Below are 26,523 nucleotides of genomic sequence, written 5' to 3'. Positions count from 1 at the left end.
CATGATCGCCGGGCAAAAAACAACCGGTGATTGAAATATTGTATTTCAACAGCGACCTTAGGGCTGTAGAGAGCGAAGGAGAGTTTTTGGGCAGAGGCCAGGCGGACATACGATCATCATAAAAATGCGGACTGGGTAGGGGTAAATCGCCGAAAGGCGCGGACCCATCCGTAAAAAACACCACTCAAAACGACAGGGACACGAGGAATGCAAAGCGGCGCGGAAAGGGAAACGACGGGGGGATTTTCTTTTCAGGAGCAGATGTCTCAGCAGGAGGGCAAAGAGACAGCAGAGACTAAAAAGAACGAGAGTAAGGCGGGTCCATCCGATGCGATCTTCGAGCGCGTGAAAACGCAGCTCCGTGCGCGTCTTGGAAGCGAGGTCTACTCCAGCTGGTTCGGCCGTATGAAGCTGATGGAGGCATCCAAAGGCAGCGTGCGGATTTCCGTTCCCACGGCTTTCCTGCGCTCCTGGATCAACGGACACTATCTCGACCTGATCACCGAGCTGTGGAAGCAGGAAGCACCCGACACCCTGAAGGTCGAGATTGTCGTGAGAACCGCCACACGCAATGTGCGGGCCACGCAAGAGAGCAAGCCGGCTGCGGCCCGCAAGGTTTCGACCCGACCGCAAACAGCGCTTGCTTCCGGCACTCTGGCAGGAAACCCTTCCGCTCGCGCAAATCCTGCAAAACTCCCCGAGGCAGACGGACGCTCGAACATTCTGGGCTCGCCGCTGGACAGTCGCTACACGTTCGATTCCTTGATTGAAGGCGCCTCCAACCGCGTCGCCTGCGCCGCTGCGCGGACGGTAGCGGAATCGGACTCCAACGCGATCCGCTTCAACCCGCTCTTTCTTCATGCCTCGGTGGGGCTCGGAAAGACGCACATGCTGCAGGCGATTGCAGCCGAGTCGCTGCGCCGCAAGCCGCAGGCGCGTGTCGTTTATCTGACCGCAGAGTATTTCATGTGGCGTTTCGCCACCGCGATCCGCGACAACAACGCTCTCACCCTGAAGGAGCAACTCCGCGACATCGATCTTCTCATCATCGACGACATGCAGTTCCTGCAGGGCAAGTCCATCCAGAACGAGTTCTGCCATCTGCTCAATATGTTGCTCGACAGCGCGCGACAGGTCGTGGTCGCGGCTGACCGGCCGCCTTCAGAACTGGAATCGCTCGAACCGCGCGTGAAATCCCGCCTCAACGGTGGCGTGTCGCTTGAGATCGGGGCGCCCGATTTCGCCATGCGGTTGTCGATTCTCAAGCAGCGCCTTGCAAGCGCACAGGCAGAGGATAGCTCGCTCGAAATTCCCGAAGAGATCCTGGTGCATGTGGCGCGTTCGGTGACGGGAAGCGGCCGCGAGCTGGAGGGCGCATTCAACCAGCTCCTTTTCCGTCATTCCTTTGAACCGCAGATCACCATCGACCGGATTGACGAGATACTCGGGCATGTCTGCCGGGCCGGAGAGCCAAAGCGGGTTCGCATTGAAGATATTCAGCGGATCGTCGCGCGACACTACAATGTGTCCAAGACGGAGCTACTGTCGAACCGCCGCACACGCACCATCGTCAAGCCACGCCAGGTGGCCATGTATCTTTCCAAGGTCATGACCCCGCGCTCCCTGCCGGAGATCGGGCGTCGTTTCGGCGGACGCGATCACACGACGGTGCTGCATGCAGTGCGCAAGATCGAAGGGCTGACCGACGGTGACAGGCAGCTCGCGCAGGAAATCGAGCTTCTGAAACGCCTCATCAGCGATCAGGCTTAAGGCGATCAGGGCTGCGGCATCCTTTGATGCCCCCTGACGGCGTGATTTTGAGAGACCGGCGGCAAGTTCGCCGGTCTTTTTGTGTTCCCATTCCGTCCTGCCTTCCACCGGGCGGCGTGTTTTCCCCAAAAACCCGGTGGAACCGGGACGTAACGCCGTGAAAGGCTTGCGTTTCTTGTCGATTTCCTGTCATTTTGACGGAAATCGAAGCCTGTTCACGGCTGTCCTGAACATGCGCCATGTTTGCAGGGCTTTTCTTCATTCAAGTGAGATTGATTGGTCATGCGTGTTATTCTCGAACGCTCCACCCTCCTGAAATCTTTGAACCATGTTCACCGCGTGGTGGAACGCCGCAACACGATTCCGATTCTCTCGAACGTGCTTCTGAATGCGGACGGCGCAAGCCTGCAGATGAAGGCGACCGATCTCGACCTGGAAGTGACCGAGGCTGCAGGCGCGACCATCGAACAGGCCGGTGCTACGACAGTGCCCGCCCACCTGCTCTATGATATCGTGCGCAAGCTGCCCGATGGCGCGGAAGTGATGCTGAAGACCGATGAGGACGGCAACGCCATGTCCGTGGTCGCGGGGCGCTCCAGTTTCCGCCTTCAGTGTCTGCCGCAATCGGATTTTCCGGAACTTTCTGCCGGCAATTTCTCACACATTTTCCGGCTCGATTCAGAGGCCTTGAAAGGGCTGATCGAAAAGACCCAGTTCGCCATCTCCACCGAGGAGACGCGCTACTATCTGAACGGTATCTTCCTGCACACGATCGAAGCCGATGGCGGTCTCAAGCTGCGCTCGGTTGCGACGGACGGTCACCGTCTGGCGCGCGCCGAAATGGAAGCTCCGGCCGGTTCCGAAGGCATGCCGGGCATCATCATTCCACGCAAGACAGTGGGTGAACTGCAGAAACTGGTCGATGACCCGGATGTGGCCGTGACCGTCGAGCTTTCCGACACGAAGATCCGTTTCACCATTGGCAGCGTTATTCTCACCTCGAAGCTTATTGACGGCACGTTCCCCGACTATCAGCGCGTCATTCCGACCGGCAATGACAAGAAGCTGGTGATCGACCGTCAGACCTTCGCGTCGGCTGTCGACCGCGTGTCGACCATTTCTTCGGAACGCGGGCGAGCCGTGAAGCTAAGCATTGCCGAAGGACAGGTGACGCTGACGGTGAACAATCCGGACTCGGGTTCGGCAACGGAAGAACTGGCAGCCGACTACGAAGCCGACCCGATCGAGATCGGCTTCAACGCCCGCTATCTTCTGGATGTGGCGGCACAGCTTTCGGGCAGTGAGGCGCGCTTCCTTCTGGCTGACGCCGGATCGCCCACACTGGTGCAGGACGAAGGCGACGAAAGCACGCTCTACGTTCTGATGCCGATGCGCGTCTAGAGCGCGCCGGCATTGGCTTCCCCTTGGTCGCCCAGACACCCGGCAGGCAGGCCGTAGCCCAGGTTCACGTTACCAGGCTGAGCCTCACCGACTTTCGGAATTATCATGCCCTGGCGCTCGATCTTTCGCCGGGGGCGGTGGTTTTGACCGGCGAGAACGGCGCAGGCAAGACGAACCTGCTCGAGGCCGTTTCCTTTCTCTCCCCGGGTCGCGGATTGCGCCGCGCCACGCTTGACGATGTCGCGCGCGAAGGTGCCGGAACGGGCTTTGCCATCCATGCGAAGCTCGAAGGCCCGTTCGGCGAATGCGAGATCGGAACCGGCACTGCAGGCCTGCAGCCGGGAGCGGAAACGGGTGGACGCCGCCTGCGCATCAACGGCGAGAACGCGCGGACTGCCGATGCCATGCTCGAATGGGTGCGCGTCCTGTGGCTGACACCGGCCATGGATGCGCTCTTCACCGGTTCTGCCGGCGACCGGCGGCGCTTTCTCGACCGTCTGGTGCTGGCAATAGACCCGGCGCACGGCCGGCGCGCTCTCGACTATGAGAAGGCGATGCGCGCACGCAACCGGCTGCTTGCGGAAGACTCGCGCGATAGCGGCTGGTTCGACGCTATAGAAACGCAGATGGCCGAAACCGGCGTGGCGATTGCCGCCGCGCGCGCCGAGATGGTGCGTCTTCTCGCAGCCATGAACGAACGCCTGCCCGAAGATGGCCCGTTTCCCACCGCCGGGATTGCCCTGGAGGGCACCATCGACCACGCAATCGGACAGTATGCCGCCGTCGATGTGGAGGAGAAATTCCGCGCCGTTCTGCGCGACCAGCGGCCGCGCGATCGTGCCGCCGGGCGTACGCTTGAGGGTCCACATCGCAGTGACCTGATGGTGCGGCACGTGCCCAAGGACATGCCGGCGGCGCGCTGCTCGACGGGAGAGCAGAAAGCGCTGCTTGTGGGGCTGATCCTCGCCCATGCCCGGCTGACGGGCGAACTCTCGGGAACCGCTCCCATTCTGCTTCTGGATGAGATTTCCGCGCATTTTGACCCCGACCGGCGGGCAGCGCTCTTTTCGATTCTTGAAGAACTCAACTGCCAGGCCTTCATGACAGGCACTGAGGCCAATCTCTTTTCCGCGCTTGAAGGGCGCGCCCAGTTCTTGTCCGTATCAGCCGGCTCGATCCACGAACAACGCTGACACGTTCCCTGTCTCTGGATAAGATCACCGCATGGCCGAAGCATCTCCCCTTCCCCTTACCGAAAGCGAACTAGAACGCTATGCCCGCCATATCGTGTTGCCCGAGATCGGCGGAGCGGGCCAGCAAAAGCTGAAGAAGGCCCGTGTTCTGGTGATCGGTGCCGGAGGGCTTGGCGCGCCGGTGCTTTGCTATCTCGCCGCCGCCGGCATCGGCACACTTGGCGTGATTGACGACGACACGGTTTCGCTTTCCAACCTGCAGAGACAGGTGATCCACGACACGGACAGTGTCGGCATGGAGAAGGTTGAGAGCGCCAAGGCGAGCGTTCTCCGCATCAACCCGCACGTTGTGGTCGAGACCCATCCTATCCGGCTTGATGCGGAGAACGCTGCCGGGATCATCGCCACCTACGACATGGTGGTGGACGGATCGGACAATTTCGACACGCGCTATCTGCTCGCCGATACCTGCGAGGCGGTGCAAAGGCCCCTCGTGACGGCCGCGGTTGGCCGCTTCGACGGGTCGCTGACGGTGCTCAAACCGTACGAAGCCGACGCCGACGGCAATTTCCTGCCGGGCTATCGTGACCTCTTTCCCGAACCACCACCCGCCGGCCTCGTGCCCAGCTGCGCGGAAGCAGGCATTGTCGGCGCGCTGACCGGCGTGATGGGAACGCTGGAAGCCATGGAGGTCATCAAGCTGGTGACGGGTATCGGTGAACCGCTCACAGCGCGCCTGCTGCTCTATGATGCGCTGGCGGCCCGTTTCGAAACAGTAAAATACAGACGGCGCACCGGCTGAGGGCGTTTTTTGCTGCGGGTGGGAACGGGCTTTGCTCGCACCGTGACCCGTTGCAGTGGCGTTGTGCGTGGTTCAACAAGCTCACCATGAGGGATGGCAATGGCTGCATGGAGGGACAATGCGCTGCCAAGGCGCGCCAGAAGCGCCTCAGAAGAACGGTTTTCTGCCAGACACAGCCTCCGTCATGGTGAGCTTGTCGAACCACGCACAATGCCACTGTTACCAGATCGCATGCGCCCCGCGATCAGACGTTTCTGGGCAGGACGCGATCCGGTGGGCGGTGGCCATCGAAGAGGGTGCGGATGTTGATGATCACCTTCTCACCCATATCGATGCGGCCTTCGATGGTGGCCGATCCCATGTGGGGCAGGATGACGATCCTGTTTTTCTGAGCGAGTTTCAGGAGCTTGGGATTGACTGAAGGCTCATGCTCGAACACGTCGAGCCCTGCGCCCGCGAGCCTGCCTTCCTCGATCAAGCGGATCAGTGCATCCTCGTCCACCACGTCTCCGCGCGCCGTGTTCACGAGGTAGGCACGCGGCTGCATGAGCTCGAGCCGTCGCGCGGACAGAAGGTGGAAGGTGGCGGGTGTCGAAGGGCAATTGACGGAGATGATGTCCATGCGGGCAAGCATCTGGTCGAGACTGTCCCAATATGTCGCTTCCAGTTCATCTTCAATGGAAGGCGCCACACGCTGACGGTTGTGATAGTGGATCGAGAGACCGAAAGCCTTGGCGCGCCGTGCGACAGCAGTCCCCACGCGGCCCATGCCGACAATGCCAAGACGCTTGCCCCAGATGCGATGCCCGAGCATCCAGGTGGGAGACCATCCGCCCCATTTTTCGCCACTGCGCAGGAGCTCCGCACCTTCTGTCAAGCGACGCGGCACAGCGAGCATAAGCGCCATGGTCATGTCCGCAGTGTCCTCGTTGAGCACATTGGGCGTATTGGTGACGGTGATGCCTTTCTTGGCCGCCGCTGCCACGTCGATATTATCGACGCCATTGCCGAAATTGGCGATGAGTTTCAGCCGCTCGCCAGCCTGCGCAATGAGTGCTGCGTCGATACGATCGGTGATCGTGGGAACAAGAACGTCGGCTTCCTTGACTGCGGCCACGAGTTCGGGCTGCGTCATGCGCTTATCGTCGAGATTGAGGCGCGCGTCGAACAGCTCGCGCATGCGTGTCTCAACCTGGTCGGGAAGTTTTCGGGTGATGACGACGAGAGGCTTCTTCCTGACGGTCATATGGTCTCCAAAATAACGCCCTGTTGATACCTCTTTAACCAAGATGCGCGACACTGCAATGCCGAGCCAGGCTGCCCTCTCTCTATCAAGCGGGGGCCGCCAAGACAAAGAAAAAGGGTGGAAGAGCTCGTTCCGCCAAAACACGGGTACCGGGAGTTTGTAATGCCGGCCAAGGCGCCATTCCGTTTGCTGTTTGCCACCTTCTTCGCTGCAATGCTGACCGCAATGCCGATTTCGACACAAGCGCAGGCAAACACCGAACAGAATGCAAAGGTGGGCCCGAGCGGCCTCCCATTGCCGCGTTTCGTCAGCCTGAAATCGAGCCGTGTGAACATGCGTATCGGCCCGGGGCTCAACTACGCCGTCAACTGGATGTATCTGAAATCCGGTCTGCCGATGGAGATCATTCAGGAATATGACAATTGGCGGCGCGTGCGCGATGCCGAGGGGGCAGAAGGCTGGATCAACCAGGCTCTTCTTTCCGGGCGTCGTACCGGGATTGCTGCTCCATGGTTCAAGGGCAAGGAGGCCGACATCGAACTCAGAGCCGATCCCCGCGAGGATGCACGCCTCGTTGCGCGCGTCGAACCCGGTGCCATTGGCTCGATCAAGGCCTGCAACGGTGACTGGTGCGAGATGGAGTTCGCAGGCCATTCCGGCTGGGTCGACCAGTCGCTGATCTGGGGCGCTTATCCAGGCGAAACCGTAAAAGACTGACGACGCAGCCTGTCTTAGTGGCGCTTGCGGCGCAATCTCACCACAATATCCACGTTGGCGATTTCCGTGCCTTCGGGCGGCTCCGGAAGGTGGCGAACCTCGACTTGTCCTGAGGGGATATCGAACACCGTTTCATCATCTTCGTAGAAGAAATGGTGGTGATCCGAGACATTGGTGTCGAAATAGGTGCGTGCGCCCTCTACCTGGACGATGCGCAACATGCCCGCATCCGTGAACTGATGGAGCGTGTTATAAACCGTGGCCAATGACACGGAGAAGCCAGCCTTCTGTGCCTCCTCGTGCAGCGCTTCAGCAGAGACATGACGGTCACCAGCCGCGAACAGAAGATCGGCCAGTGCCACACGCTGGCGTGTGGGACGCAGGCCCGCATCCCTCAATCGCTCTTCGAGCGAAATGTTCTGCGTTTCATTCGAGATCGACAATGAATCCGTCCGTCTTTCCTGTTGCCCGAAACCCGCCCCATGGCGGGGCTCTCGCTGCAGTCTTTGCTTTCTGACATATATTCGCTCCATTCAAAGCGATCAATAGCGCCGGTTTTCGGCGACAGTTTTCCGGCTGCAGTCAAAAGAGGCACCGCAGATTCCCACAACTGCGGTTTCCAGCAAGAAACAAGCTGTGATAGGGAGTTCGGAGAATGAAAAGCACGGCCCCGGGGCAACCTGGGCCTCCGACGGGATGGCGATTGATGGCGCAAACGAAAAACAGCTACGATTACGAAGACCTTCTGGCCTGCGCGCAGGGTGAGCTTTTTGGCCCCGGCAATGCGCAATTGCCCGCTCCACCCATGCTGATGTTCGATCGCATTACCGATATTCAGGAAGAAGGCGGCGAGTTCGGCAAAGGTTATGTTCGGGCTGAATTCGCCATCAAGCCTGACCACTGGTTCTTTCCGTGCCATTTCCCCGGCAACCCCATCATGCCTGGCTGCCTTGGGCTTGATGCGCTCTGGCAGTTGACCGGCTTCTATCTCGGATGGCTGGGTCTGCCTGGAAAGGGCATGGCGCTTTCTACCGGGGAGGTGAAGTTCAAGGGGATGGTGACGCCGGAGACGAAGCTCGTCGAATACGGCGTAGACTTCAAGCGCGTTATGAAAGGCCGCCTCGTTCTCGGCACCGCCGATGGCTGGCTGAAGGCTGACGGCGAGCAGATTTACACTGCCACGGACCTCCGTGTCGGGCTGGCCAAACAGGAAGCCTGAGTTTCAACCAATTGACTGGCGGCCACCTGGAGTGGCCCAAGGAGAGCATTATGAGACGCGTCGTCGTTACCGGTCTCGGCATCGTTTCCTCGATTGGCAACAACGCAGAGGAGGTCACCGCCTCCCTGCGTGAAGCAAAATCGGGTATCTCGTTTTCGGAAGACTTTGCCGAGCACGGCTTCCGCTGTCAGGTCTGGGGTGCGCCAACGCTCGACCCGGCCGAAGTGGTCGACCGGCGCGCCATGCGCTTCCTTTCGAAGGGTGGTGCGTGGAACCATGTCGCCATGGAACAGGCGATTGCCGATTCCGGCCTCGAAGAGGGCGACATCACCAATGAGCGCACCGGCATCATCATGGGGTCTGGCGGCCCCTCCACCCGCACCATATTTGAAGCCGCGCAAACCACGCTTGAGAAGGGCTCGCCCAAGCGCATCGGGCCATTCGCCGTTCCGAAAGCAATGTCCTCCACCGCTTCAGCCACACTTGCGACGTGGTTCAAGATTCACGGCGTGAACTACTCGATTTCGTCGGCCTGCTCGACCTCGGCGCACTGCATCGGCAATGCCGCGGAGATGATCCAGTGGGGCAAACAGGACGTGATGTTCGCCGGCGGGCATGAGGATCTGGACTGGACCATGTCGAACCTGTTCGACGCCATGGGCGCCATGTCCTCAAAACACAACGACACGCCGGCGACCGCCTCGCGCGCTTATGATGTTTCGCGTGACGGTTTCGTGATTGCCGGTGGTGCTGGCGTTCTCGTTCTGGAAGAGCTGGAGCACGCCAAGGCACGCGGCGCGAAGATCTATGCCGAACTGACCGGTTATGGCGCGACCTCCGACGGATACGACATGGTGGCTCCCTCGGGTGAAGGCGCGGTGCGCTGCATGAAACAGGCGCTCTCAACGGTGAAGGGCGATGTGGACTACATCAACACGCATGGCACAGCGACGCCTGTGGGTGATTCCCGCGAGATCGACGCCATCCGGCAGGTTTTCGGCGAGAAAATGCCGCATATTGCGTCAACCAAATCGCTGACGGGCCACTCGCTTGGCGGAGCAGGCGCGCAGGAATCGATTTACTCGATACTGATGATGCAGGCGGGCTTCATCGGCGAAAGCGCGCATATCACCGAGCTTGATCCGGAGTTCGAGGGCGCACCGATCGTTCGCAGCCGTATCGACAATGCAAAGATCGACACGGTGCTTTCCAATTCCTTTGGCTTCGGCGGTACCAACGCCACGCTCGTGTTCCAGCGTTACGCAGGGTGATTTAGGTCCATGGACGGTTTGATGAAAGGAAAGCGCGGCCTCATCATGGGGGTCGCCAACGATCACTCGATTGCCTGGGGCATTGCCAAGAAGCTTGCAGAGCACGGCGCGGAACTGGCGTTCACTTATCAGGGTGAGGCGTTTGGACGCCGTGTGAAGCCCTTGGCCGAGAAGGTGAATTCGAAGCTCCTCTTCCCTTGCGATGTGGAGGACAGCGCCTCGATCAACTCCGTGTTCGATGGGCTTAAGGACGAGTGGGGCTCGCTGGATTTCATCGTTCACGCGATCGGCTTTTCCGACCGCAACGAGCTGAAGGGTCTCTACGCGAACACAACGCGCGAGAACTTCGTGCGCACCATGGTAATCTCCTGCTATTCCTTCACGGAAGTCGCCCGCAAGGCGGCGGAGCTGATGGACAATGGCGGGCAGATGCTGACGCTCACCTATGCCGGTTCCACCCGCGTGATGCCCAATTACAACGTGATGGGCGTGGCCAAGGCCGGACTCGAGGCGAGCGTGCGCTATCTGGCGAGCGATTACGGTCCGCGCAATATTCGCGTCAACGCGATTTCGGCTGGCCCGGTGCGTACATTGGCGGGGGCCGGCATCTCCGATGCGCGCTACATGTTCTCCTACCAGCAGCGCAATGCACCGCTGCGGCGCACCGTGGTGATCGACGAAATCGGCGGCTCGGCGCTCTACCTGCTTTCCGACCTTTCATCGGGTGTCACCGGCGAGATCCACTATGTGGATTCGGGCTACAACACGGTTTCCATGCCCACCATGGAAGAGCTGAAACGACTGAGTGCGGCCACCGGCGACGACTGAGGTCGATGAGACTGGTCCGCTATTTCCGGGCCCACAAAACCTTGAAGACCGTATCGCGGCGCAGCTCACCCTGTGCCGCGAAATGCTTTTCAAGGCTCTCTTCATAGGGGAGCTGCCTGTTGGCAACGAGGAAGAGCCGCCCGCGTGGCTTGAGCGCCTTTGCCGCTGCCGCGATCATGCCATGCCCCATATCCGGCTCCGCTGCGCGGCTGCGATGGAAAGGCGGGTTCATGAGGATCACGTCGTAGCGCTCGTCGACCGGCTCCCCCAAGAGATCATGCCAGAAAAAGCGCGCCGGAACTTGCGGTGCTTTCCCGGCCATATTGCGCCGGGCCGCCCCCAGCGAAGCATGATGCGCCTCATAGAGATCGATGCCTTTCACACCCGAAGCGCGCTCAGCTGCCGCAACCGATAGATAGCCCCAGCCGGCCGCAAAGTCGGCAATTGCGCCCGACAGATCTTCCGGCAGGCATTCCACCAGCAAGGCCGAGCCGGGATCGATGCCATCGTCAGAGAAGCCGCCAGCTGCCGTGATGTACCCGTCTGCCACCTCATCACCCCCATCGAGTGCGTCGAGAGCCTCGGCAACCTCGTCCGGGCGGCGCAGCCAGAAGACGACGCCGTGATGTTTGGAGGCATGATCCTCGAGGCCAAGCAGGTTGCCCAAGCGCTTGCGCACGCTGCCGCCACCATCCTTCTTGGCGCAGGCGGCCACGATGCAGGCGCCCGATCGGGTCCGTTTGAGCGCTTCGGCCAGCCTGTGCTCGTTTTCGCGCCGGTGACGGCCAAGCAGCACCAGTGCCATGTCGTAACCCTCCCCTTCCGGCTCTGGGCAAACCGGGATTCCTGACCTTTGCAAGGCGAGAAAGTCGGGTCGATAGCCCTGGACGGCTGTCATGTCTCCGGCAAAATCGGAAGGAAGATGAAACGCCCCCGGCGCGCCCAGGAAAAGAATGCGATCATCCTTGCCTGGCGGATCGAGAAGCCCGCGATCAAAAGGAAACAGAAGTGTTGGAAGCGGCGTATCGTTCATGTGGGTTCCGGATGTGAAAACGGGCGCGGCCATGAAGACGCGCGCCCGCTCGATGTTCAAGGGGAAGCGGGATCAGCCTTCGGCGTCCTCAGCCTCTTCCTTCTTCTTCTTTTCCTGAACGATCTCCTGGCCGGTCTCCTGATCGACAACCTTCATGGAGAGGCGAACCTTGCCGCGCTCGTCAAAGCCCATCAGCTTCACAAACACCTTGTCGCCTTCCTTGACGACGTCGGTGGTCTTGCCGACGCGTTCCTGAGCGAGCTGGGAGATGTGAACGAGACCGTCCTTGGGACCGAAGAAATTGACGAATGCGCCGAAGTCGGCGGTCTTGACGACCGTGCCTTCGTAGATTTCGCCCACTTCCGGCTCTGCCGTAAGCGAATGGATCCACTTCTTCGCCGCCTCAATTTCCTTGGCGTTGGACGAAGCGATCTTGACCGTGCCATCGTCTTCGATGTTGATCTTGGCGCCGGTCTTCTCGACGATCTCGCGGATCACCTTGCCGCCGGAGCCGATCACGTCACGGATCTTGTCGGTCGGGATCTGCATGACCTCGATGCGCGGAGCGAACTCGCCCAGCTCGCCACGGCTTTCCGAAAGGGCCTTGGCCATCTCGCCGAGAATGTGCAGACGCCCGTCCCTGGCCTGGTCGAGGGCGATCTGCATGATCTCCTCGGTGATGCCATCGATCTTGATGTCCATCTGCAGCGAGGTGATGCCCTCATCCGTGCCGGCGACCTTGAAGTCCATGTCGCCGAGGTGATCTTCATCACCCAGAATATCGGAGAGCACGGCAAAGCGCTCGTCTTCCTTGATCAGGCCCATCGCAATGCCCGCAACCGGCTTGGCCAGCGGAACGCCGGCATCCATAAGGGCGAGCGAGGTGCCGCAGACGGTCGCCATGGAAGACGAACCGTTGGATTCGGTGACCTCGGAGACAACCCGCAGCGTGTAGGGGAACTGATCCGCGGCCGGCAGCATCGGATGGATGGCGCGCCATGCAAGCTTGCCATGACCGATCTCACGGCGGCCGGGCGAACCCATGCGGCCCGTCTCGCCCACGGAATAGGGCGGGAAATTGTAGTGAAGGAGGAAGGTCTCCTTGTAGGTGCCGGTGAGCGAGTCGATATACTGCTCGTCCTCGCCGGTGCCGAGCGTGGCAACCACAAGGGCCTGCGTCTCACCACGGGTGAAGAGGGCCGAACCGTGGGTGCGCGGAAGGATCCCGGCCTCAGCGACAATCGGCCGAACCGTCTTCAGATCACGTCCATCGATACGGCCGCCGGTGTCAAGAATGTTCCAGCGGACGATCTTGGCCTGGAGGCTTTTGAAGACGGTATTGACCTGCTCGGCCGACCATTTGGTCTCTTCCTCGCCTTCCGGCAGAAGAGTCTCTTTAACTTTGGCTTTGGCAGCGTCAACAGCGTCGTAGCGCTTCTGCTTGTCAGTAATCTTGTATGCTTCGCGAAGCTCGTTCTCGACGATCTTCAGCATCTCGCCTTCCAGCTCGGAGAGATCCGGCGGCGTGAACTCGCGCGGTTCCTTCGCAGCAACCTCGGCGAGCTTGATGATCGCGTCGATCACCGGCTGGAAGCCCTTGTGGCCGAACATGACCGCACCAAGCATCACATCCTCGGGGAGCTCCTGAGCCTCGGACTCGACCATGAGAACGGCATCGCCCGTGCCGGCAACGACGAGGTCGAGCTTGGTCTCTTCCATCTCGTCGACATGCGGGTTCAGAATGTATTCGCCATTGATGTAGCCAACGCGTGCAGCTCCGATCGGGCCCATGAAGGGCACACCGGAAAGCGTCAGAGCAGCCGATACGGCGACCATGGCGACGATGTCGGGATCGTTCTCAAGATCGTGCTGAAGAACGGTGGCAACCACCTGGGTGTCGTTCTTGTAGCCATCGACGAAGAGTGGGCGGATCGGACGGTCGATCAGGCGAGAAACGAGCGTTTCCTTCTCGCTCGGACGCCCCTCGCGCTTGAAATAGCCACCCGGGATCTTGCCGGCGGCGAAAGTCTTTTCCTGGTAGTTCACAGTGAGCGGGAAGAAATCGAAGCCGGGCTTCGGCTCTTTTTGGGAAACGACCGTGGCCAGAACCACTGTCTCTCCGTAGGTGGCCAGAACCGCTCCATCAGCCTGACGGGCGATCTTGCCGGTTTCGAGGGTCAGCGGACGCCCACCCCATTCGATCTCAACTTTGTGGTCTTTAAACATATCTTGTCCTTTTACGCCGAAGGGCGCGCCATTGTCTGGCCGCGTTTGCCCTTCGGTCTGGCTTCATTTTTCGAACGAGCCACGGGCAAGACAACGGGAGGCTCGGTCTCGGCCAATCTGACCGCAAGCATCCTGCAATCCTGCCCCATGACCTGTCCATTGGGGCCCCGGCTATCCGGCTATCGGATGCGGGACGGCGGCACAGCCGCTGTCACTTTCGCATCTGGCCGGAGCCGTCGGGCACACATATAGACTGCATGCCCAAATGAGACCGGCGGACACCCCTTGATGTCCGCCGGCCAAATCAGCTTAGCGCCGCAGTCCGAGCTTCTCGATCAGCGTCTTGTAGCGGCCTTCGTCTTTCTTCTTCAGATAGTCCAAGAGGCGGCGACGCTGGGAAACGAGCTTCAGGAGACCACGACGGGAGTGGTTGTCCTTCTTGTGGTCCTTGAAGTGCTCGGTGAGGTTTTTGATCCGCTCGGTCAGAATAGCGACCTGGACTTCCGGCGAACCGGTATCGCCCTGGGCGGTGGCAAATTCTTTCAGCAAATCCTGTTTGCGCTCTGCAGTAACCGACATCGGCTTCCTTTCTCGAATTTGGGGAAAAGGGACGCCCTCAGCCGGGATGTCGTCCAGCCGGGGCCATGTAACAATGCGCAGTCAAAGCGCAATGATGGCTGGCATATATGCGAAATCGCATGGAATTACCAGCCCAAACATTATCCAGTGCGGCTCTCAGCCGGCTTCTTCCGCCTGCATGGCCTTTTTCTGAAAATCCGGAACAAGCCTGTCAACCGGAATCTTGAACACGCATTCGAGCCCATCACGGTGAAAGACGCGGGAAATCTCTGCATCGAGCGTACCGCCGACCATACGTTCGATAATTTCGGTTCCGAATCCGCGTCGACGCACATTGCGTCTACGGCCCTTCGTCACAAACTCGCGCCAAGTCAGGATGAACATATCGTCCTTGATCTTCCATGAGATCTCGAGACTGCCGGTATCGCTTGAAAACGCGCCGTACTTGGACGCGTTGGTCGCGAGCTCATGCACGGCAAGGCCGATTGTCTGCGCGGGCTGATTGGCAAGCCGAAATTTGGGACCGCTCATCTTGAAACGCTCGGCGCTGTCCGGCCGGAAAGGATCGACCTGTGCCGCCAGCAATTCACGCAGCTCCACACCCGCGGCACCGCCGGCAATGAGCAGATCGGTCGAGCGCGCAAGACCGTAAAGCCGTTTTTGAAACGCATCCTGAAATCCGGCAAAAGTGCGCGAACTGCGAGCGGTTTGCTTGGCCATGGACGAAACAACCGTAAGCTGGTTTTTCGAGCGATGCGCCACTTCGCGCATAAGGAGGCGGATTTCATTCTCCGCCTGCTCGCGGTCGAGAGCCGCTTCTGCCAAAGCCGTGGAAACGGTCGCAACTTCCGCAATTGGATATTCGATCGCGTGAACCGGCTCTCCGGCGCCCAGCCGGCGGGCATCGCGTGCAAGACGACGCACGGGACCTGCAATCTGTCGACCGAGCAACCAGGCAGCGAAAGCGCCGATGGCGATCACAAGCAGTCCCCCGGCCAGCAGCATGCGCAATGAATGGCGCATGGGTTCTTCGATAGACGCTGTCGAAGCCCAGACCACAGCCTTCCAGCCGCTGACACCAGATTCATCGACAATCGTGGTGTAGGTACCGCCTTCGCGCTCTTCTGCCGGCTCGGCCTCATGATAAATGCCGGTGCCCTCGAGATCCAGAAAGAAGGGCTTTCCGACATCCGATGTCATCAAGGATGACGCAACGACGATGTTGTTCTTATCAACCACAGAAGCGTTCCAGCCTCCGCGAAGCATCTGCTGAGACAGAACATCAACCAGTGAATCCGCATTGCGCGTCATTACGAGGATTCGGGGCGGGCCGCTCTCTGGGAAATACGGCTTTACGACCTTGAAACTCCACTTCCCGTCCAGCTTGCCGAAGAAGACACCGGAGGTGAGGGTTACCCCTCCTTCCAGCGCCGCCTTGGCAGTTTCAGGCTCCTTGAGGGGTTCCAACGGTTCGCCATAGGGGACGCCCGTATTGATCAGCAGCCTGTAGTTCTCATCAAGCACCCGCAGATAAGAGCCACTGCCGGCGAGGGCGAGTCTCGCTCGGTCGTAAAAATCCTTCATATCGCCGCTGGAAAGCGAAGGCGTTGTCGAAAGCACACGCAGGGTTGTCGCCATACCGCTCAGTTCGCGGTCTATGGCCTCGGCGATGGAACCGGCCATGGCTTCAGCAAGCGTTGTTACGACCTCACGCTGCGCCTCGTTGTTTCGCTGAAGCAGAACAACTGAAACGCCAATCGCGGGGATAACCGTCACCGCAATCAGCAAAAACAGAAAAAAGCCAATGGATTTCGGGCCCGATGCGAAAGCCCTCATGCGCTCTGACCACGTTTCCGGAAGCGCATCATCTCTCGCTTGCATTCAGTACCCGTCCCGTTGATCATCTCGGTACATAATGCACAAAACGGCCAAGGGTTGCCTCGCCGATCGTAAGAAATCACTTGGCTAACTATTTTATGCGGCAAAAACCCGTTTGGGCTTGAACATCCCTGCCTCGACCACCCCGAGCGCCACCAGGCGGCCCCGCGCGCTGGCCCATGCCTCCGGAGCTTCTACAGGAGCATCACGGCCGCGCACGATCACGGGATTGCCCAGACGCAGCCGGGCCGCGGCATCGTCGTTGACCGCCACTTCGGGCAAACCTTCGAGCGCAGTGGCAATGTCGAGAAGATATTCATCAAGCGCAGCAAAATCGCCCGCTTCCCGGTCCCCCTCTCTTGCCGCATCTTCCAATGCGGAGAGTTCCACGAGTTGCGCGGGGAGAAAGGGATAAACTTCCATGCGTCGCAGCTCGGCGATATGACCAAAGCAACCCAGGTCTCGACCCAGATCACGGGCGATGCTGCGTACATAAGTGCCCTTGCCACACTCGATTTCAAACAGCGCTTCATCGGGGGTGGAAGAAACCAGATCGAGCCGCCCCACCTCGATTTCACGCGCGGCGATTTCGACCGTTTCGCCCTCGCGTGCAAGGTCATAGGCACGTTCGCCATCGATCTTGATGGCTGAAAACTGTGGAGGTGTCTGCATGATGATGCCGGTGTAGTTGGGCAGGAGAGCACGAATGGCTTCTTCTGTGGGACGCTCGTCTGAGCTTTTTGTCACCGGGCCTTCCAGGTCATCCGTCGCGCGCTCCTCACCCCATGCTACCTTGAAACGATAAACCTTCGCTCCATCCATCACGAACGGTACGGTTTTCGTCGCGTCTCCCAGCGCGATCGGCAACATCCCCGAGGCAAGCGGATCCAGCGTGCCTGCATGGCCCGCCTTTTCCGCATTGAACAACCATTTGATCTTTGAAACGGCGTTGGTCGACCCCATACCCGCCGGCTTGTCGAGGATCAGCCAACCGTTGATACGGCGTCCCTTCCGCTTGCCGCGCCGCGCCATCAATCGTCACCCTCGTCTTTATTGTCGTCAGTGAGGTCGCGAGCCACTTCCGGCGACTTCAAAAGGCGATCGATCTTGTTGAAATTCTCGAAACTGTCGTCAACCCGAAAGCGCAATTCCGGCATGTACTTCATCTGACGCAAAGCGGGAGTGATACGCCCGCGGATAAACCGCGCATGGCGGTTGAGCGCCGCGGCGACCGCCTCCTTGTCGGCAGCACCGAGCGGCGACACATAGGCAGTGGCGATCTTCAGGTCCGGTGACATGCGCACTTCGGACACGGACACAACGGTGTTTGCGAGCGCATCGTCACTTACATCGCCGCGCTGGAGAGCCTGCGCGATTGCATGACGCACCTGCTCGCCGACGCGAAGCTGGCGTTGAGAGGGGGCGGAAGACGGCATGGAGCACCTTCTTGCGGGAAAACCCTATTGTATCCGCATCGCGGATATCGGCAAATTATGGAAACTGGAGCGCCAGACGCCGGTATGCGGGATGAGGCAGGTGGTGCCCCATCCCGTGAAACCAGGACGTGCGTGCACTATAGCGTGCGCGTGACCATTTCGACGCGATAGGCCTCGATAACATCGCCGGGGCGAATGTCTTCATAGTTCTCGAACGCCATGCCGCATTCCTGACCGGCCGGCACTTCGGACACCTCGTCCTTGAAGCGCTTGAGCGTTTTCAGCTTGCCTTCGTGGATCACCACGCTGTCGCGGATAAGACGCACGCCGGCACCACGCTCGACCTTGCCCTCGGTGACCCGGCAGCCGGCGACCTTGCCGACCTTGGACACGTTGAAGACCTCGAGGATCTCGGCATTGCCGAGGAAGGTCTCGCGGCGCTCCGGCGACAGGAGGCCCGACATGGCCGCTTTGATGTCATCCACGAGATCGTAGATGATGTTGTAGTAGCGGATCTCTATGCCGGCAGCTTCAGCCGCATCGCGCGCCTGCTTGTTGGCGCGGACGTTGAAGCCGATGATCGCGGCCTCGGAGGTCTCGGCGAGAGACACGTCGCTCTCGGTGATCGCGCCGGCGCCCGAATGGACGATGCGTGCGCGGACTTCGTCGGTGCCGAGCTTGTCGAGCGCACCGGCAATGGCCTCGATCGAGCCCTGCACGTCGCCCTTCACGATGAGCGGGAACTCCTTCAGGCCTGAATCCTGGAGCTGCGACATCATCTGCTCGAGCGAGCCGCGCTGACCGGCCTGGCGGGCAACGGACTTCTCGCGAGCAAGGCGCTGGCGATACTCCGAGATCTCGCGGGCGCGAGCCTCGCTCTCGACAACGGCAATGCGATCACCCGCCAGCGGTGTGCCCTGAAGACCGAGGATCTCAACCGGCATGGAGGGCGGAGCCTCCTTCAGCTGGTCACCGCGATCGTTGACGAGCGCGCGTACACGGCCCCATTCATTGCCAGCCACGATAATGTCGCCGGTGCGAAGCGTGCCAGCCTGCACCAGAACCGTAGCAACCGAACCGCGGCCACGGTCGAGCTTGGCCTCGATGACAACGCCTTCCGCGGAGCGGTCCGGGTTGGCCTTGAGCTCCAGCACCTCGGCTTGCAGCAGGATCGCGTCCAGCAGCTTGTCGAGATTGGTTCCCTTGACGGCGGAGACCTCCACGTCGAGCACCTCACCGCCCATGGATTCGACGAACACTTCATGCTGAAGAAGTTCGGTGCGAACCTTGTTGGGATCGGCTTCCGGCTTGTCGACCTTGTTGATCGCCACAATGATCGGAACACCTGCCGCCTTGGCGTGATTGATGGACTCAATGGTCTGCGGCATCACGCTGTCGTCGGCAGCCACCACGAGAATGGCGATGTCGGTTGCCTCTGCACCGCGTGCACGCATCGCCGTAAATGCGGCGTGGCCGGGAGTATCGATGAAGGTGATCGTCTGGCCGCCCTGCTCGACCTGGTAAGCGCCGATATGCTGCGTGATACCTCCAGCTTCGCCAGACACCACATTCGCATGGCGAATGGCATCGAGCAGCGACGTCTTACCGTGATCGACGTGGCCCATGATGGTCACGACGGGCGGACGCGGCTTCAGATCCTCTGCCTTGTCCTCAACGTTGAAGAGGCCGTCTTCCACGTCGGATTCGGCAACGCGCTTCACGGTATGACCGAACTCCTCGGCCACCAGTTCGGCGGTGTCCGCATCAATCACATCACCGGGCTTCAGCATCTGGCCCTGCTTCATGAAGAATTTGATCACGTCCACAGCGCGTTCGGTCATGCGTTGAGCGAGTTCCTGAATGGTGATCGTTTCAGGAAGCACCACCTCACGAGAGATCTTCTCGCGCGGCTCCTGGTGCTGCGCGCGCTTGAACTTCTCCTGACGACGACGCATGGAAGAGAGTGAACGTCCGCGTGTCTCGCCATCGTCCGACAAAGCGCGATTGAGAGTCAGCTTGCCGCGGCGACGCTGATCGTCTCCACGGGGCTTGGCTGCCGGGCGTGGGGTCTCAGGTTTTGGTGCCGCGCGCTTGACCGGTGCGCCCTTGCTCTTCGAGCGGCCTTCATCGTCCGAATCTTCCTCCGGCTCAGGCTTGGTTTCAACCGGTGTCGGCGCTCGACGACGCGCTTCTTCTTCTGCCTGACGGCGTGCTTCCGCCTCCGCTTTCAGACGCGCTTCTTCCTCGGCCTGGCGGCGTGCGGATTCTTCACGCTCGCGCTCGCGGCGTGCTTCTTCCTCAGCGCGGCGTTTTGCTTCCTCTTCAGCGCGCTTGCGCTCTTCCGCCTCGCGCACCTTGGAATCCTGCAAAGCGCGACGCCGTGCTTCGATCTCGTCCTTGGAAAGCTCGTTGAGCACCACACCAGAACGGTTTCCACCCGATGCCGGGCGCGGACGCTCGCGCTGACGCTGCGGCGCAGGCTGTGGTGCGGCAGGCTTCGGCTTTGCCGCTGCTGGAGCCGGCGCCGGCGCAGGTGTTGTCTCGGGGCGCTCATCCGGCCGCGAGAACTTGCGCTTCTTCGTCTCGACAACGACAGACTTCGAGCGTCCATGCGAGAAGTTCTGCCGCACAGTGCCCTGCTCAACGGAGGGTCGCTTCAGCGTCAGCGTCTTCTTCTTCTCGACGCTCAGCGTCTTGTCGTCACCGGTTTTCGTATCCGTCATTCCACATCCTCTGCGGTGCCCATTGCAACCGCTGCCGGTTTGTCCGCGCATTCGCCTCGAAAAGTCTCGAGCGCACTAACGCGTTTCAGCGCCGCCTTGCCCGCGTCCCGCCCGAACACGGCAGCATGTATCACATTTGTTGCCCCCAATGCCAAACTCATTTCTTCTTCGGAAAAGAGTTTGTATGCCGGGATAGCTGGTCCGCCCAAATGGGCCACTGCATGACGAGCGGCCGTGATCTTGCGAACCCCGTCCTGTGAGGCTTCGCGAGCGTGCAGCACACCATAGGCCTTGCCGCTGCGCACCGATGCCTCGACCTTCGCTGCACCCAATGCCACGGCTCCGGCCTTCCGCGCAAGCCCAAGAGCACCCAGAGCGGCTTTTGAAAGCAAAACATCGACCAGTTCGCCCAGATTGTCTGGTGGCGTAACCGATGTTTTCAGAGCTCGGGCGAAGAGGTTCTTCTCCGCCGCCTTATCGACATGAGCCCGATCAGCCGTGACCCAGCAACCGCGCCCGGGGAGTTTCCGCTTCAGATCGGGTACGACCATGCCGTCCGGTCCCGCGACGAACCGGATCAGGTCCTCCGCGGGCCGCGCCTTGCGCGAGACAATGCATGTGCGATCGTTCATATCGTCCACAACAACTCCAGAGCATCCAGCTGCCGCGCGCCATCACGCGGCCCCACACAGATGCGGCGAAACAAGAATTGTCGAGCGCACCAGAGACGTCACGCGGACGACCGCCAAGCGCTCGACAACGCCCATATCAGGCTTCCGCGCCTTCTGCTGCTTCAGGGGCCTGTGCACCCTCGGAAACATCTGCGCTTTCCTCACCCTCGGCAGCCTCTTCGGCTTCAGCTTCGGCAGCGAGGTCCTCTTCAGTGATCCAGCCCATCTTGAGACGCGCGGCCACGACCATCTGCTCGGCTTCCGCGCGCGAAACGTCAAATTTGGAAAGAACACCCGGTTCGAACGTCGTCTCGCCATCCTTCCGTTCTTTCCAACCGACGAGATCGTCCACCGCATAACCGGCGAAATCCTCGATGGTCTTCACGCCATCCTCGCCGACAGCCACCATCATGGCGGTCGTCATGCCGGGGATTTCGCGCAATTCATCCTCGACGCCCAGTTCCTGACGCTTTGCGTCGAGCTCGCCCTCGATGCGTTCGAGGTATTCGCGCGCGCGTGTCTGGATTTCTTCGGCGGTCTCCTCATCGAAGCCGTCGATCGATGCGATCTCGCCAGAGTCCACATAGGCGACTTCCTCGACACTGGTGAAACCTTCGGAAGCCAGCACCTGACCCACCATCTCATCGACGTTGAGGGCCTCCATGAAGAGAGAAGAGCGCTCGGTGAATTCCTTCTGGCGGCGGCTCGATTCTTCTTCCTCGGTCAAGATGTCGATGTCCCAGCCTGTAAGCTGCGAGGCAAGACGCACGTTCTGGCCACGGCGGCCAATGGCCAGCGAAAGCTGGTCGTCCGGCACCACGACCTCAATACGCTCAGCATCCTCATCCAGCACAACCTTGGCCACTTCGGCGGGCTGTAGCGCGTTGACGATGAAGGAGGCCGCATTCTCGTTCCAAGGAATGATGTCGATCTTCTCGCCCTGCAGCTCACCAACAACCGCCTGAACGCGGCTACCACGCATGCCGACACATGCGCCAACCGGATCAATTGAAGAATCGTGGCTGATGACCGCGATCTTCGCGCGGGAGCCCGGATCGCGAGCCACCGAACGGATCTCGATGATGCCGTCATAAATCTCCGGCACTTCCATGGTGAAGAGCTTCGCCATGAACTGCGGATGCGTACGCGACAGGAAAATCTGCGGGCCGCGCTGCTCGCGCCGCACATCGTAGACATACGCGCGGACGCGGTCGCCATATTTGAAGATTTCGCGGGGTATCAGTTCGTCGCGGCGAATGATCGCCTCGCCGCGCCCCAGATCGACAATGACATTGCCGTATTCGACGCGCTTGACCGTGCCGTTGACGATCTCGCCGATGCGGTCCTTGTACTCGTCATACTGACGGTCGCGCTCGGCCTCGCGCACTTTCTGCACAATGACCTGCTTGGCGGACTGGGCGGCGATGCGACCGAAATCCATCGGCGGAAGCTGCTCGGCAAGGAAGTCGCCGGGCTGAGCATCCGGGTTGCGCGTGCGCGCATCCTTGACAGAAATTTCGCGTGCCGGCTCCTCGACGTTCTCCACAACCTCCATCAGGCGCTGAAGCTTCATCTCACCCGTCTGCGGGTTGATGTCGGCGCGGATGTTGGTCTCCTGACCATAACGCGACCGCGCTGCCTTCTGAATGGCGTCGGCCATGGCGGCGATGACGATTTGCTTGTCGATGGACTTCTCGCGGGCCACCGCGTCGGCGATCTGGAGAAGCTCCAGCCTGTTCGCACTGACTGCCATGTCACTCTCCTTCGGCGTGGGATCCGGGTTCTTCGTTCCCGGCCGGCTCAGTTGCGTTTTGTTTTGCGGACCGCTGTGCGGCCCTTTCCGATGCAGAAGGGCGGCGATTGCGCTTGCGTTCGCGGCGCTCTTCCTTCTCCTGCTTCAAGGCGTCGCGCACAAGCTCGTCCGTCAGGACCAGCCGCGCCTCGGCAATTGCCTCGAAGGGAATTCCGAAGAGGACATCTTCATCCCCTTCTTCCTCGGCCGTTTCCGGCTCGATTGTCACAGTCTCTTCGTCGCTTTCGACCACGAAGCCGCGAAAGCGCTTGCGCCCGTCCAGCAGCACCGAGGTCTCGATCTTCACCAAGTGCCCCTGGGCGGCCGCAAAGTCTGCCTTGCGCACCAGCGGACGGTCGATACCAGGCGAGGAAATCTCGAGTTGATAGGCAGTGTCGATCGGATCTTCTACATCAAGAACGGGTGACAGCGCGCGGCTGACTTCCTCGCAGTCCTCGACAGTCATGGTGCCATCGAGCCGTTCAGCCATGATCTGCAGCGTGGCCCCGTCCTGTGCCGTCATGCGGACGCGCACAAGCCGATAACCGATTGCTCCAAGAACAGGAATGATGATCGCGGCGACACGCGCCTCGATTCCGCTCTCGCGGATCAGGCGATCATCGCCGTTCCTGTCTTCTGAAACTGCCGTCATCCAACCTCCGGACGGCCGCATCTAACAAAAAAGAGCGGGACCGGCGGGACCCACTCTCCGTCATAGCGACCAAGAATTTGAGCTGGATATAGCCGAGATGGCAATTCTTTTCAAGAGCAGAGCTCATGACGAGAGCCGAAGAGGAACCATTCGCCCGCGATATGATGCAGCGCACAAATGCATAGCAGCCTTGCCGGAACATAGCTTCTTTCCAACTACGTTCCGCGCTAGATTGTGCTGCAATGCACAATAAGAGGTAACCCCATGTCTACCCGCAAGTTCATCTCAGGAATTGGTGAGTTTTTCGGCGTGATCGAAAGCGCGGTGGCTGTTTCTGCTGCAGTGCGAAATCGCCGTCGCGCAAAAGATGCCGACCTGCGCCGGCTTGGTATCGACCCGGAGCGGTTTTACGGGATGAGCGGCCGATAGGCCCTTCTCAGACCCGCAAAAATGTCAGATAGGCGGGAGTCCGCCCTTCGCGGATAGCTTTCGCCTCATATCGCGTACCAGGCCAGCCTTCATAAGCCAGGCGCCAGTCATCTGCAGATTCTGCCTGCCAGAAAAACGCGGGATGCGCCTCGCAATGCTGCAGTGTCCAGTCGACATAAGTGTCGATGTCGGACGCGAAGCGAAAGCGCGCACCCGGTTTCAACACCCGGGCAAACCGATCCAAATTTATGCGGTTCACGAAGCGCCGTTTCCAGTGCTTTTTCTTGGGCCAGGGATCGGGGTAAAGCAGATCTATTCCGGCGATGGATGCCTCGGGAAGCCAATCCAGCAGCATCGTCGCATCATCGTTGTAAACCCTTAGATTCGCTGGCACACCGCCCTGCTCTTCCACCGCGGCGGCCAGCTTGGCCATGCCATTGACAAAGGGCTCTACCCCTATAAATCCGGTGCCAGGAAAACGGGAAAGCTCGTTGAGCAGATGCTCGCCCCCGCCAAAGCCGATCTCAAGCCTGACCTGCTCGACCGGGGCGCGAAACAAGGCCGCGGGATCCGGTGAGGGAGCGTCGAGCTTTATCAGAGCGTTTTCAAGAAGTGCGGTAAGCGCCGCGTCCTGTTTTGGACGCAGGCGCTTGCCATGCCGACGGCCGAAGAAGGCTTCGGTAGCCCGTTTGCGCCGTTCTTCAGCCATTCGGTTTTTCCGGTGCTGGTAAAAGCCGCTTCACGCGGCTTTTGCGACTGCCTGTTTGAGGGTCTTCACCAGGTCGGTGCGCTCCCAGGAGAAAGAACCATCGCGGCTGGCTTTCCGGCCGAAGTGACCGTAGGCAGCTGTCTTGGCGTAGATCGGGCGATTGAGATCCAGGTGGCGACGAATGCCGGTGGGTGACAAATCCATCACCTCACGAATGGCAATCTCGACCTCCTCTTCGGACACCCGGCCGGTGCCGTGCAGATCCACATAGACCGAAAGCGGCTGCGCTACGCCGATAGCGTAGGACAGCTGGATCGTACAACGCTCAGCAAGATTGGCCGCAACCACGTTCTTCGCGAGATAGCGAGCGGCATAGGCTGCCGAACGATCCACCTTGGTTGTATCCTTTCCGGAGAAAGCGCCGCCGCCATGCGGGGCTGCGCCGCCATAGGTGTCGACGATGATTTTGCGGCCCGTCAGACCCGCGTCTCCATCGGGACCGCCGATAACGAATTTCCCAGTCGGATTGATGTACCAGTTGCAGTTTTCTGCGACCTTGATTCCACCCGAAGACAGCGCTTCATGGATGTAGGGCTCGACCACCTGACGCACCTTGGTGCTGTTCCAGGACGCATCGAGATGTTGGGTGGACAGCACGATCTCCGTTACCTCGGACGGCTCACCGTCGACGTAGCGTACAGTGACCTGAGCCTTGGCATCGGGGCCAAGCTTTGCCGCGTCACCCTTACCGGATTTGCGCGCATCAGCGAGAAGCTGAAGAATCTTGTGCGAGTAATAAATGGGCGCCGGCATGAGGTCGGGCGTTTCACGGCATGCATACCCAAACATGATGCCCTGGTCGCCTGCACCTTCTTCACCCTGCCGATCGGCTGCGTTGTCGACACCCTGGCCGATGTCCGGCGACTGGCCATGCAGAAGCACGTCAATCTTCGCCGTCTTCCAGTGAAAGCCGTCCTGTTCGTAGCCGATGGCGCGGATAGCCCGGCGCGCAGCCGAGCGAAAACGCGACGGATTGATAAGCGGATTGCCTTGCGAGTCCTTTGCGATCTCGCCGGTCTTCTTGTCTCGCTTGAGGAGCGTCTCGGGAACGCGCACCTCACCGGCGATCACGACACGGTTGGTCGTGGCCAGAGTTTCGCAGGCGACACGGACCTTCCATGGGTCCATGCCAGATTTCTTGGCTTCCCGGTAGACCAGATCGACGATCTCGTCGGAGATGCGATCACAGACCTTATCGGGATGGCCTTCGGAAACGGATTCACTTGTAAAGAGATAGTTCTTGCGCGCCACGGGTATCCCCTCTGAGAAGAAGCCGATCAATCTGTCGGCAACAGGCGCCTCCCTGTTAGCCAAGCTCACTGTGTCAGGTCAAGCACAACGGTTGCGGCACAAAGCAAAACAGGGAACGGATTTACCCGTTCCCTGTGCATCAGCGACGCCCTTGGAGAGCGTTCATCGTTGAATAGGCAAACCTTCAATCCTGGTTTTCGACAGCCAGAACCTTAACCAGATCGATGATACGGCGGCGTACCTTCGGATCAGAAATTTTTGCAAACGCCCTGTTCAACTGAACGCCTTCGCTGCTGTTGAGAAAGTCGACGACAAAATCGGCACCGTCCTCCGCCATGCCTCTTCCGGCCTCGCTTTCCTCGCCTGGCGCCCCTTCGAAAAAGAACGACACGGGAGCACTGAGAACCGATGCGATTGCTTGCAGCCGGCTCGCGCCGACGCGATTCGTACCCTTCTCGTATTTCTGTATTTGCTGGAAAGTTATACCCAGGCTTTCGCCAAGTTTTTCCTGGCTCATGCCAAGCATGTTTCTTCTTAGTCTGATCCGACCTCCAACATGAATGTCGATCGGATTCGGTTTTTTCTTGTTCTTGTTCATATATTCCCTCGCCATCCGGCACGGGGTTGCCATTGACCG

23 protein-coding genes and 1 pseudogene are annotated in these 26,523 nt (G+C 60.0%); 9 read left to right on the top strand and 15 right to left on the bottom strand.

The features are described 5' to 3' along the window. Window positions 1-336: 336 nt before the first annotated feature. The 4 genes and pseudogenes from dnaA to H7H48_RS16590 all read left to right on the top strand — a co-directional run. A pseudogene (gene dnaA / locus H7H48_RS16605) lies at window positions 337-1,770 on the top strand (chromosomal replication initiator protein DnaA); the annotation flags it as partial. 282 nt (window positions 1,771-2,052) lie between these two features. Beyond that, window positions 2,053-3,171 (top strand): DNA polymerase III subunit beta, encoded by a 1,119-nt coding sequence (gene dnaN, locus H7H48_RS16600; protein WP_229450173.1) that lies wholly within the window; start codon window positions 2,053-2,055, stop codon window positions 3,169-3,171. Window positions 3,172-3,194: 23 nt separating this feature from the next. Beyond that, window positions 3,195-4,364 carry a DNA replication/repair protein RecF gene (recF, locus tag H7H48_RS16595; RefSeq protein WP_229450172.1) on the top strand — a complete coding sequence of 390 codons (1,170 nt, stop codon included), beginning with the start codon at window positions 3,195-3,197 and terminating at the stop codon, window positions 4,362-4,364. A 31-nt stretch (window positions 4,365-4,395) separates the two neighbouring features. Beyond that, complete coding sequence (locus tag H7H48_RS16590) at window positions 4,396-5,166, top strand: molybdopterin-synthase adenylyltransferase MoeB (protein ID WP_229450171.1); 771 nt, start codon at window positions 4,396-4,398, stop codon at window positions 5,164-5,166. A gap of 244 nt (window positions 5,167-5,410) precedes the next feature. Here the strand turns inward: H7H48_RS16590 and H7H48_RS16585 are convergent, their stop codons facing one another. Further along, the gene (locus H7H48_RS16585; RefSeq protein ID WP_229450170.1) at window positions 5,411-6,412 is read right to left on the bottom strand and encodes a D-glycerate dehydrogenase; all 1,002 of its coding nucleotides are present in this window, start codon (window positions 6,410-6,412) and stop codon (window positions 5,411-5,413) included. A 162-nt stretch (window positions 6,413-6,574) separates the two neighbouring features. Between H7H48_RS16585 and H7H48_RS16580 the strand changes: the two genes are divergently transcribed. Next, a complete protein-coding gene (locus tag H7H48_RS16580; protein WP_229450169.1) occupies window positions 6,575-7,129 on the top strand; it encodes an SH3 domain-containing protein in 555 nt (184 codons plus the stop codon). 14 nt (window positions 7,130-7,143) lie between these two features. Here the strand turns inward: H7H48_RS16580 and irrA are convergent, their stop codons facing one another. Next, window positions 7,144-7,572, bottom strand: coding sequence for an iron response transcriptional regulator IrrA (irrA, locus tag H7H48_RS16575; RefSeq protein ID WP_255664029.1), 429 nt, complete (start codon window positions 7,570-7,572; stop codon window positions 7,144-7,146). A gap of 263 nt (window positions 7,573-7,835) precedes the next feature. Between irrA and fabA the strand changes: the two genes are divergently transcribed. Genes fabA through fabI form a run of 3 tightly spaced genes read left to right on the top strand, consistent with a single transcriptional unit; the run spans window position 7,836 to window position 10,447 of the window. Next, window positions 7,836-8,348, top strand: a complete 513-nt coding sequence (gene fabA / locus H7H48_RS16570) for a 3-hydroxyacyl-[acyl-carrier-protein] dehydratase FabA (RefSeq protein WP_229450168.1) — start codon at window positions 7,836-7,838, stop codon at window positions 8,346-8,348. A 50-nt stretch (window positions 8,349-8,398) separates the two neighbouring features. After that, entirely contained in the window at window positions 8,399-9,619 is a 1,221-nt protein-coding gene (gene fabB, locus H7H48_RS16565; RefSeq protein WP_229450167.1) for a beta-ketoacyl-ACP synthase I, read from the top strand. Window positions 9,620-9,628: 9 nt separating this feature from the next. Then, window positions 9,629-10,447: an enoyl-ACP reductase FabI gene (gene fabI / locus H7H48_RS16560; protein WP_229450166.1), complete on the top strand. Its 819-nt coding sequence runs from the start codon at window positions 9,629-9,631 to the stop codon at window positions 10,445-10,447. 19 nt (window positions 10,448-10,466) lie between these two features. Here fabI and H7H48_RS16555 read toward each other — a convergent pair whose 3' ends face one another. The 10 genes from H7H48_RS16555 to rimP form a co-directional block, all read right to left on the bottom strand. Then, entirely contained in the window at window positions 10,467-11,480 is a 1,014-nt protein-coding gene (locus H7H48_RS16555) for a class I SAM-dependent methyltransferase (protein WP_229450165.1), read from the bottom strand. A 72-nt stretch (window positions 11,481-11,552) separates the two neighbouring features. After that, on the bottom strand, window positions 11,553-13,706 hold the full coding sequence (pnp, locus tag H7H48_RS16550) for a polyribonucleotide nucleotidyltransferase (RefSeq protein ID WP_229450164.1): 2,154 nt from the start codon (window positions 13,704-13,706) through the stop codon (window positions 11,553-11,555). 309 nt (window positions 13,707-14,015) lie between these two features. After that, entirely contained in the window at window positions 14,016-14,285 is a 270-nt protein-coding gene (gene rpsO / locus H7H48_RS16545) for a 30S ribosomal protein S15 (protein WP_007010185.1), read from the bottom strand. Window positions 14,286-14,441: 156 nt separating this feature from the next. After that, window positions 14,442-16,121: a sensor histidine kinase gene (locus H7H48_RS16540; protein ID WP_229450163.1), complete on the bottom strand. Its 1,680-nt coding sequence runs from the start codon at window positions 16,119-16,121 to the stop codon at window positions 14,442-14,444. 138 nt (window positions 16,122-16,259) lie between these two features. Further along, window positions 16,260-17,195, bottom strand: coding sequence for a tRNA pseudouridine(55) synthase TruB (truB, locus tag H7H48_RS16535; RefSeq protein ID WP_229450162.1), 936 nt, complete (start codon window positions 17,193-17,195; stop codon window positions 16,260-16,262). Further along, complete coding sequence (rbfA, locus tag H7H48_RS16530) at window positions 17,195-17,599, bottom strand: 30S ribosome-binding factor RbfA (protein WP_229450161.1); 405 nt, start codon at window positions 17,597-17,599, stop codon at window positions 17,195-17,197. Before rbfA ends, truB begins: the two co-directional genes overlap by 1 nt. 137 nt (window positions 17,600-17,736) lie before the next feature. Further along, window positions 17,737-20,322, bottom strand: coding sequence for a translation initiation factor IF-2 (gene infB / locus H7H48_RS16525; protein ID WP_229450160.1), 2,586 nt, complete (start codon window positions 20,320-20,322; stop codon window positions 17,737-17,739). Continuing rightward, window positions 20,319-20,954: an RNA-binding protein gene (locus tag H7H48_RS16520; protein WP_229450159.1), complete on the bottom strand. Its 636-nt coding sequence runs from the start codon at window positions 20,952-20,954 to the stop codon at window positions 20,319-20,321. Before H7H48_RS16520 ends, infB begins: the two co-directional genes overlap by 4 nt. A 136-nt stretch (window positions 20,955-21,090) precedes the next feature. Further along, complete coding sequence (gene nusA, locus H7H48_RS16515) at window positions 21,091-22,746, bottom strand: transcription termination factor NusA (RefSeq protein ID WP_229450158.1); 1,656 nt, start codon at window positions 22,744-22,746, stop codon at window positions 21,091-21,093. Between the two features lies 1 nt (window position 22,747). Continuing rightward, entirely contained in the window at window positions 22,748-23,437 is a 690-nt protein-coding gene (gene rimP / locus H7H48_RS16510; RefSeq protein ID WP_229450157.1) for a ribosome maturation factor RimP, read from the bottom strand. A gap of 264 nt (window positions 23,438-23,701) precedes the next feature. Between rimP and H7H48_RS16505 the strand changes: the two genes are divergently transcribed. Further along, the gene (locus H7H48_RS16505) at window positions 23,702-23,866 is read left to right on the top strand and encodes a hypothetical protein (protein WP_229450156.1); all 165 of its coding nucleotides are present in this window, start codon (window positions 23,702-23,704) and stop codon (window positions 23,864-23,866) included. 7 nt (window positions 23,867-23,873) lie between these two features. On the opposite strand, the gene H7H48_RS16500 is transcribed toward H7H48_RS16505, so the two are convergent. From H7H48_RS16500 to H7H48_RS16490, 3 genes are all read right to left on the bottom strand, one after another. After that, window positions 23,874-24,575: a tRNA (guanosine(46)-N(7))-methyltransferase TrmB gene (locus tag H7H48_RS16500; protein ID WP_229450155.1), complete on the bottom strand. Its 702-nt coding sequence runs from the start codon at window positions 24,573-24,575 to the stop codon at window positions 23,874-23,876. A gap of 30 nt (window positions 24,576-24,605) precedes the next feature. Then, window positions 24,606-25,886 (bottom strand): methionine adenosyltransferase, encoded by a 1,281-nt coding sequence (gene metK, locus H7H48_RS16495; protein WP_229450154.1) that lies wholly within the window; start codon window positions 25,884-25,886, stop codon window positions 24,606-24,608. A 184-nt stretch (window positions 25,887-26,070) separates the two neighbouring features. Further along, a complete protein-coding gene (locus H7H48_RS16490) occupies window positions 26,071-26,484 on the bottom strand; it encodes a helix-turn-helix domain-containing protein (RefSeq protein WP_229450153.1) in 414 nt (137 codons plus the stop codon). Window positions 26,485-26,523: the final 39 nt, after the last annotated feature.

Source organism: Nitratireductor sp. B36 (assembly GCF_020833685.1).
Taxonomy (GTDB): Bacteria; Pseudomonadota; Alphaproteobacteria; order Rhizobiales; family Rhizobiaceae; genus Nitratireductor.
Note: the sequence above shows the minus strand (reverse complement) of the source record. Positions and strands in the feature narration are given on the sequence as shown.

Coding starts and splice junctions, on each gene's coding strand:
- pnp (WP_229450164.1), bottom strand. CDS start 13,706: ATGTTTAAAGACCACAAAGTTGAGATCGAATGGGGTGGGCGTCCGCTG.
- H7H48_RS16585 (WP_229450170.1), bottom strand. CDS start 6,412: ATGACCGTCAGGAAGAAGCCTCTCGTCGTCATCACCCGAAAACTTCCC.
- fabA (WP_229450168.1), top strand. CDS start 7,836: ATGGCGCAAACGAAAAACAGCTACGATTACGAAGACCTTCTGGCCTGC.
- rpsO (WP_007010185.1), bottom strand. CDS start 14,285: ATGTCGGTTACTGCAGAGCGCAAACAGGATTTGCTGAAAGAATTTGCC.
- truB (WP_229450162.1), bottom strand. CDS start 17,195: ATGGCGCGGCGCGGCAAGCGGAAGGGACGCCGTATCAACGGTTGGCTG.
- dnaN (WP_229450173.1), top strand. CDS start 2,053: ATGCGTGTTATTCTCGAACGCTCCACCCTCCTGAAATCTTTGAACCAT.
- rbfA (WP_229450161.1), bottom strand. CDS start 17,599: ATGCCGTCTTCCGCCCCCTCTCAACGCCAGCTTCGCGTCGGCGAGCAG.
- H7H48_RS16580 (WP_229450169.1), top strand. CDS start 6,575: ATGCCGGCCAAGGCGCCATTCCGTTTGCTGTTTGCCACCTTCTTCGCT.
- fabB (WP_229450167.1), top strand. CDS start 8,399: ATGAGACGCGTCGTCGTTACCGGTCTCGGCATCGTTTCCTCGATTGGC.
- H7H48_RS16590 (WP_229450171.1), top strand. CDS start 4,396: ATGGCCGAAGCATCTCCCCTTCCCCTTACCGAAAGCGAACTAGAACGC.
- H7H48_RS16540 (WP_229450163.1), bottom strand. CDS start 16,121: ATGAGGGCTTTCGCATCGGGCCCGAAATCCATTGGCTTTTTTCTGTTT.
- nusA (WP_229450158.1), bottom strand. CDS start 22,746: ATGGCAGTCAGTGCGAACAGGCTGGAGCTTCTCCAGATCGCCGACGCG.
- infB (WP_229450160.1), bottom strand. CDS start 20,322: ATGACGGATACGAAAACCGGTGACGACAAGACGCTGAGCGTCGAGAAG.
- fabI (WP_229450166.1), top strand. CDS start 9,629: ATGGACGGTTTGATGAAAGGAAAGCGCGGCCTCATCATGGGGGTCGCC.
- H7H48_RS16490 (WP_229450153.1), bottom strand. CDS start 26,484: ATGAACAAGAACAAGAAAAAACCGAATCCGATCGACATTCATGTTGGA.
- rimP (WP_229450157.1), bottom strand. CDS start 23,437: ATGACGGCAGTTTCAGAAGACAGGAACGGCGATGATCGCCTGATCCGC.
- H7H48_RS16505 (WP_229450156.1), top strand. CDS start 23,702: ATGTCTACCCGCAAGTTCATCTCAGGAATTGGTGAGTTTTTCGGCGTG.
- H7H48_RS16500 (WP_229450155.1), bottom strand. CDS start 24,575: ATGGCTGAAGAACGGCGCAAACGGGCTACCGAAGCCTTCTTCGGCCGT.
- H7H48_RS16555 (WP_229450165.1), bottom strand. CDS start 11,480: ATGAACGATACGCCGCTTCCAACACTTCTGTTTCCTTTTGATCGCGGG.
- H7H48_RS16520 (WP_229450159.1), bottom strand. CDS start 20,954: ATGAACGATCGCACATGCATTGTCTCGCGCAAGGCGCGGCCCGCGGAG.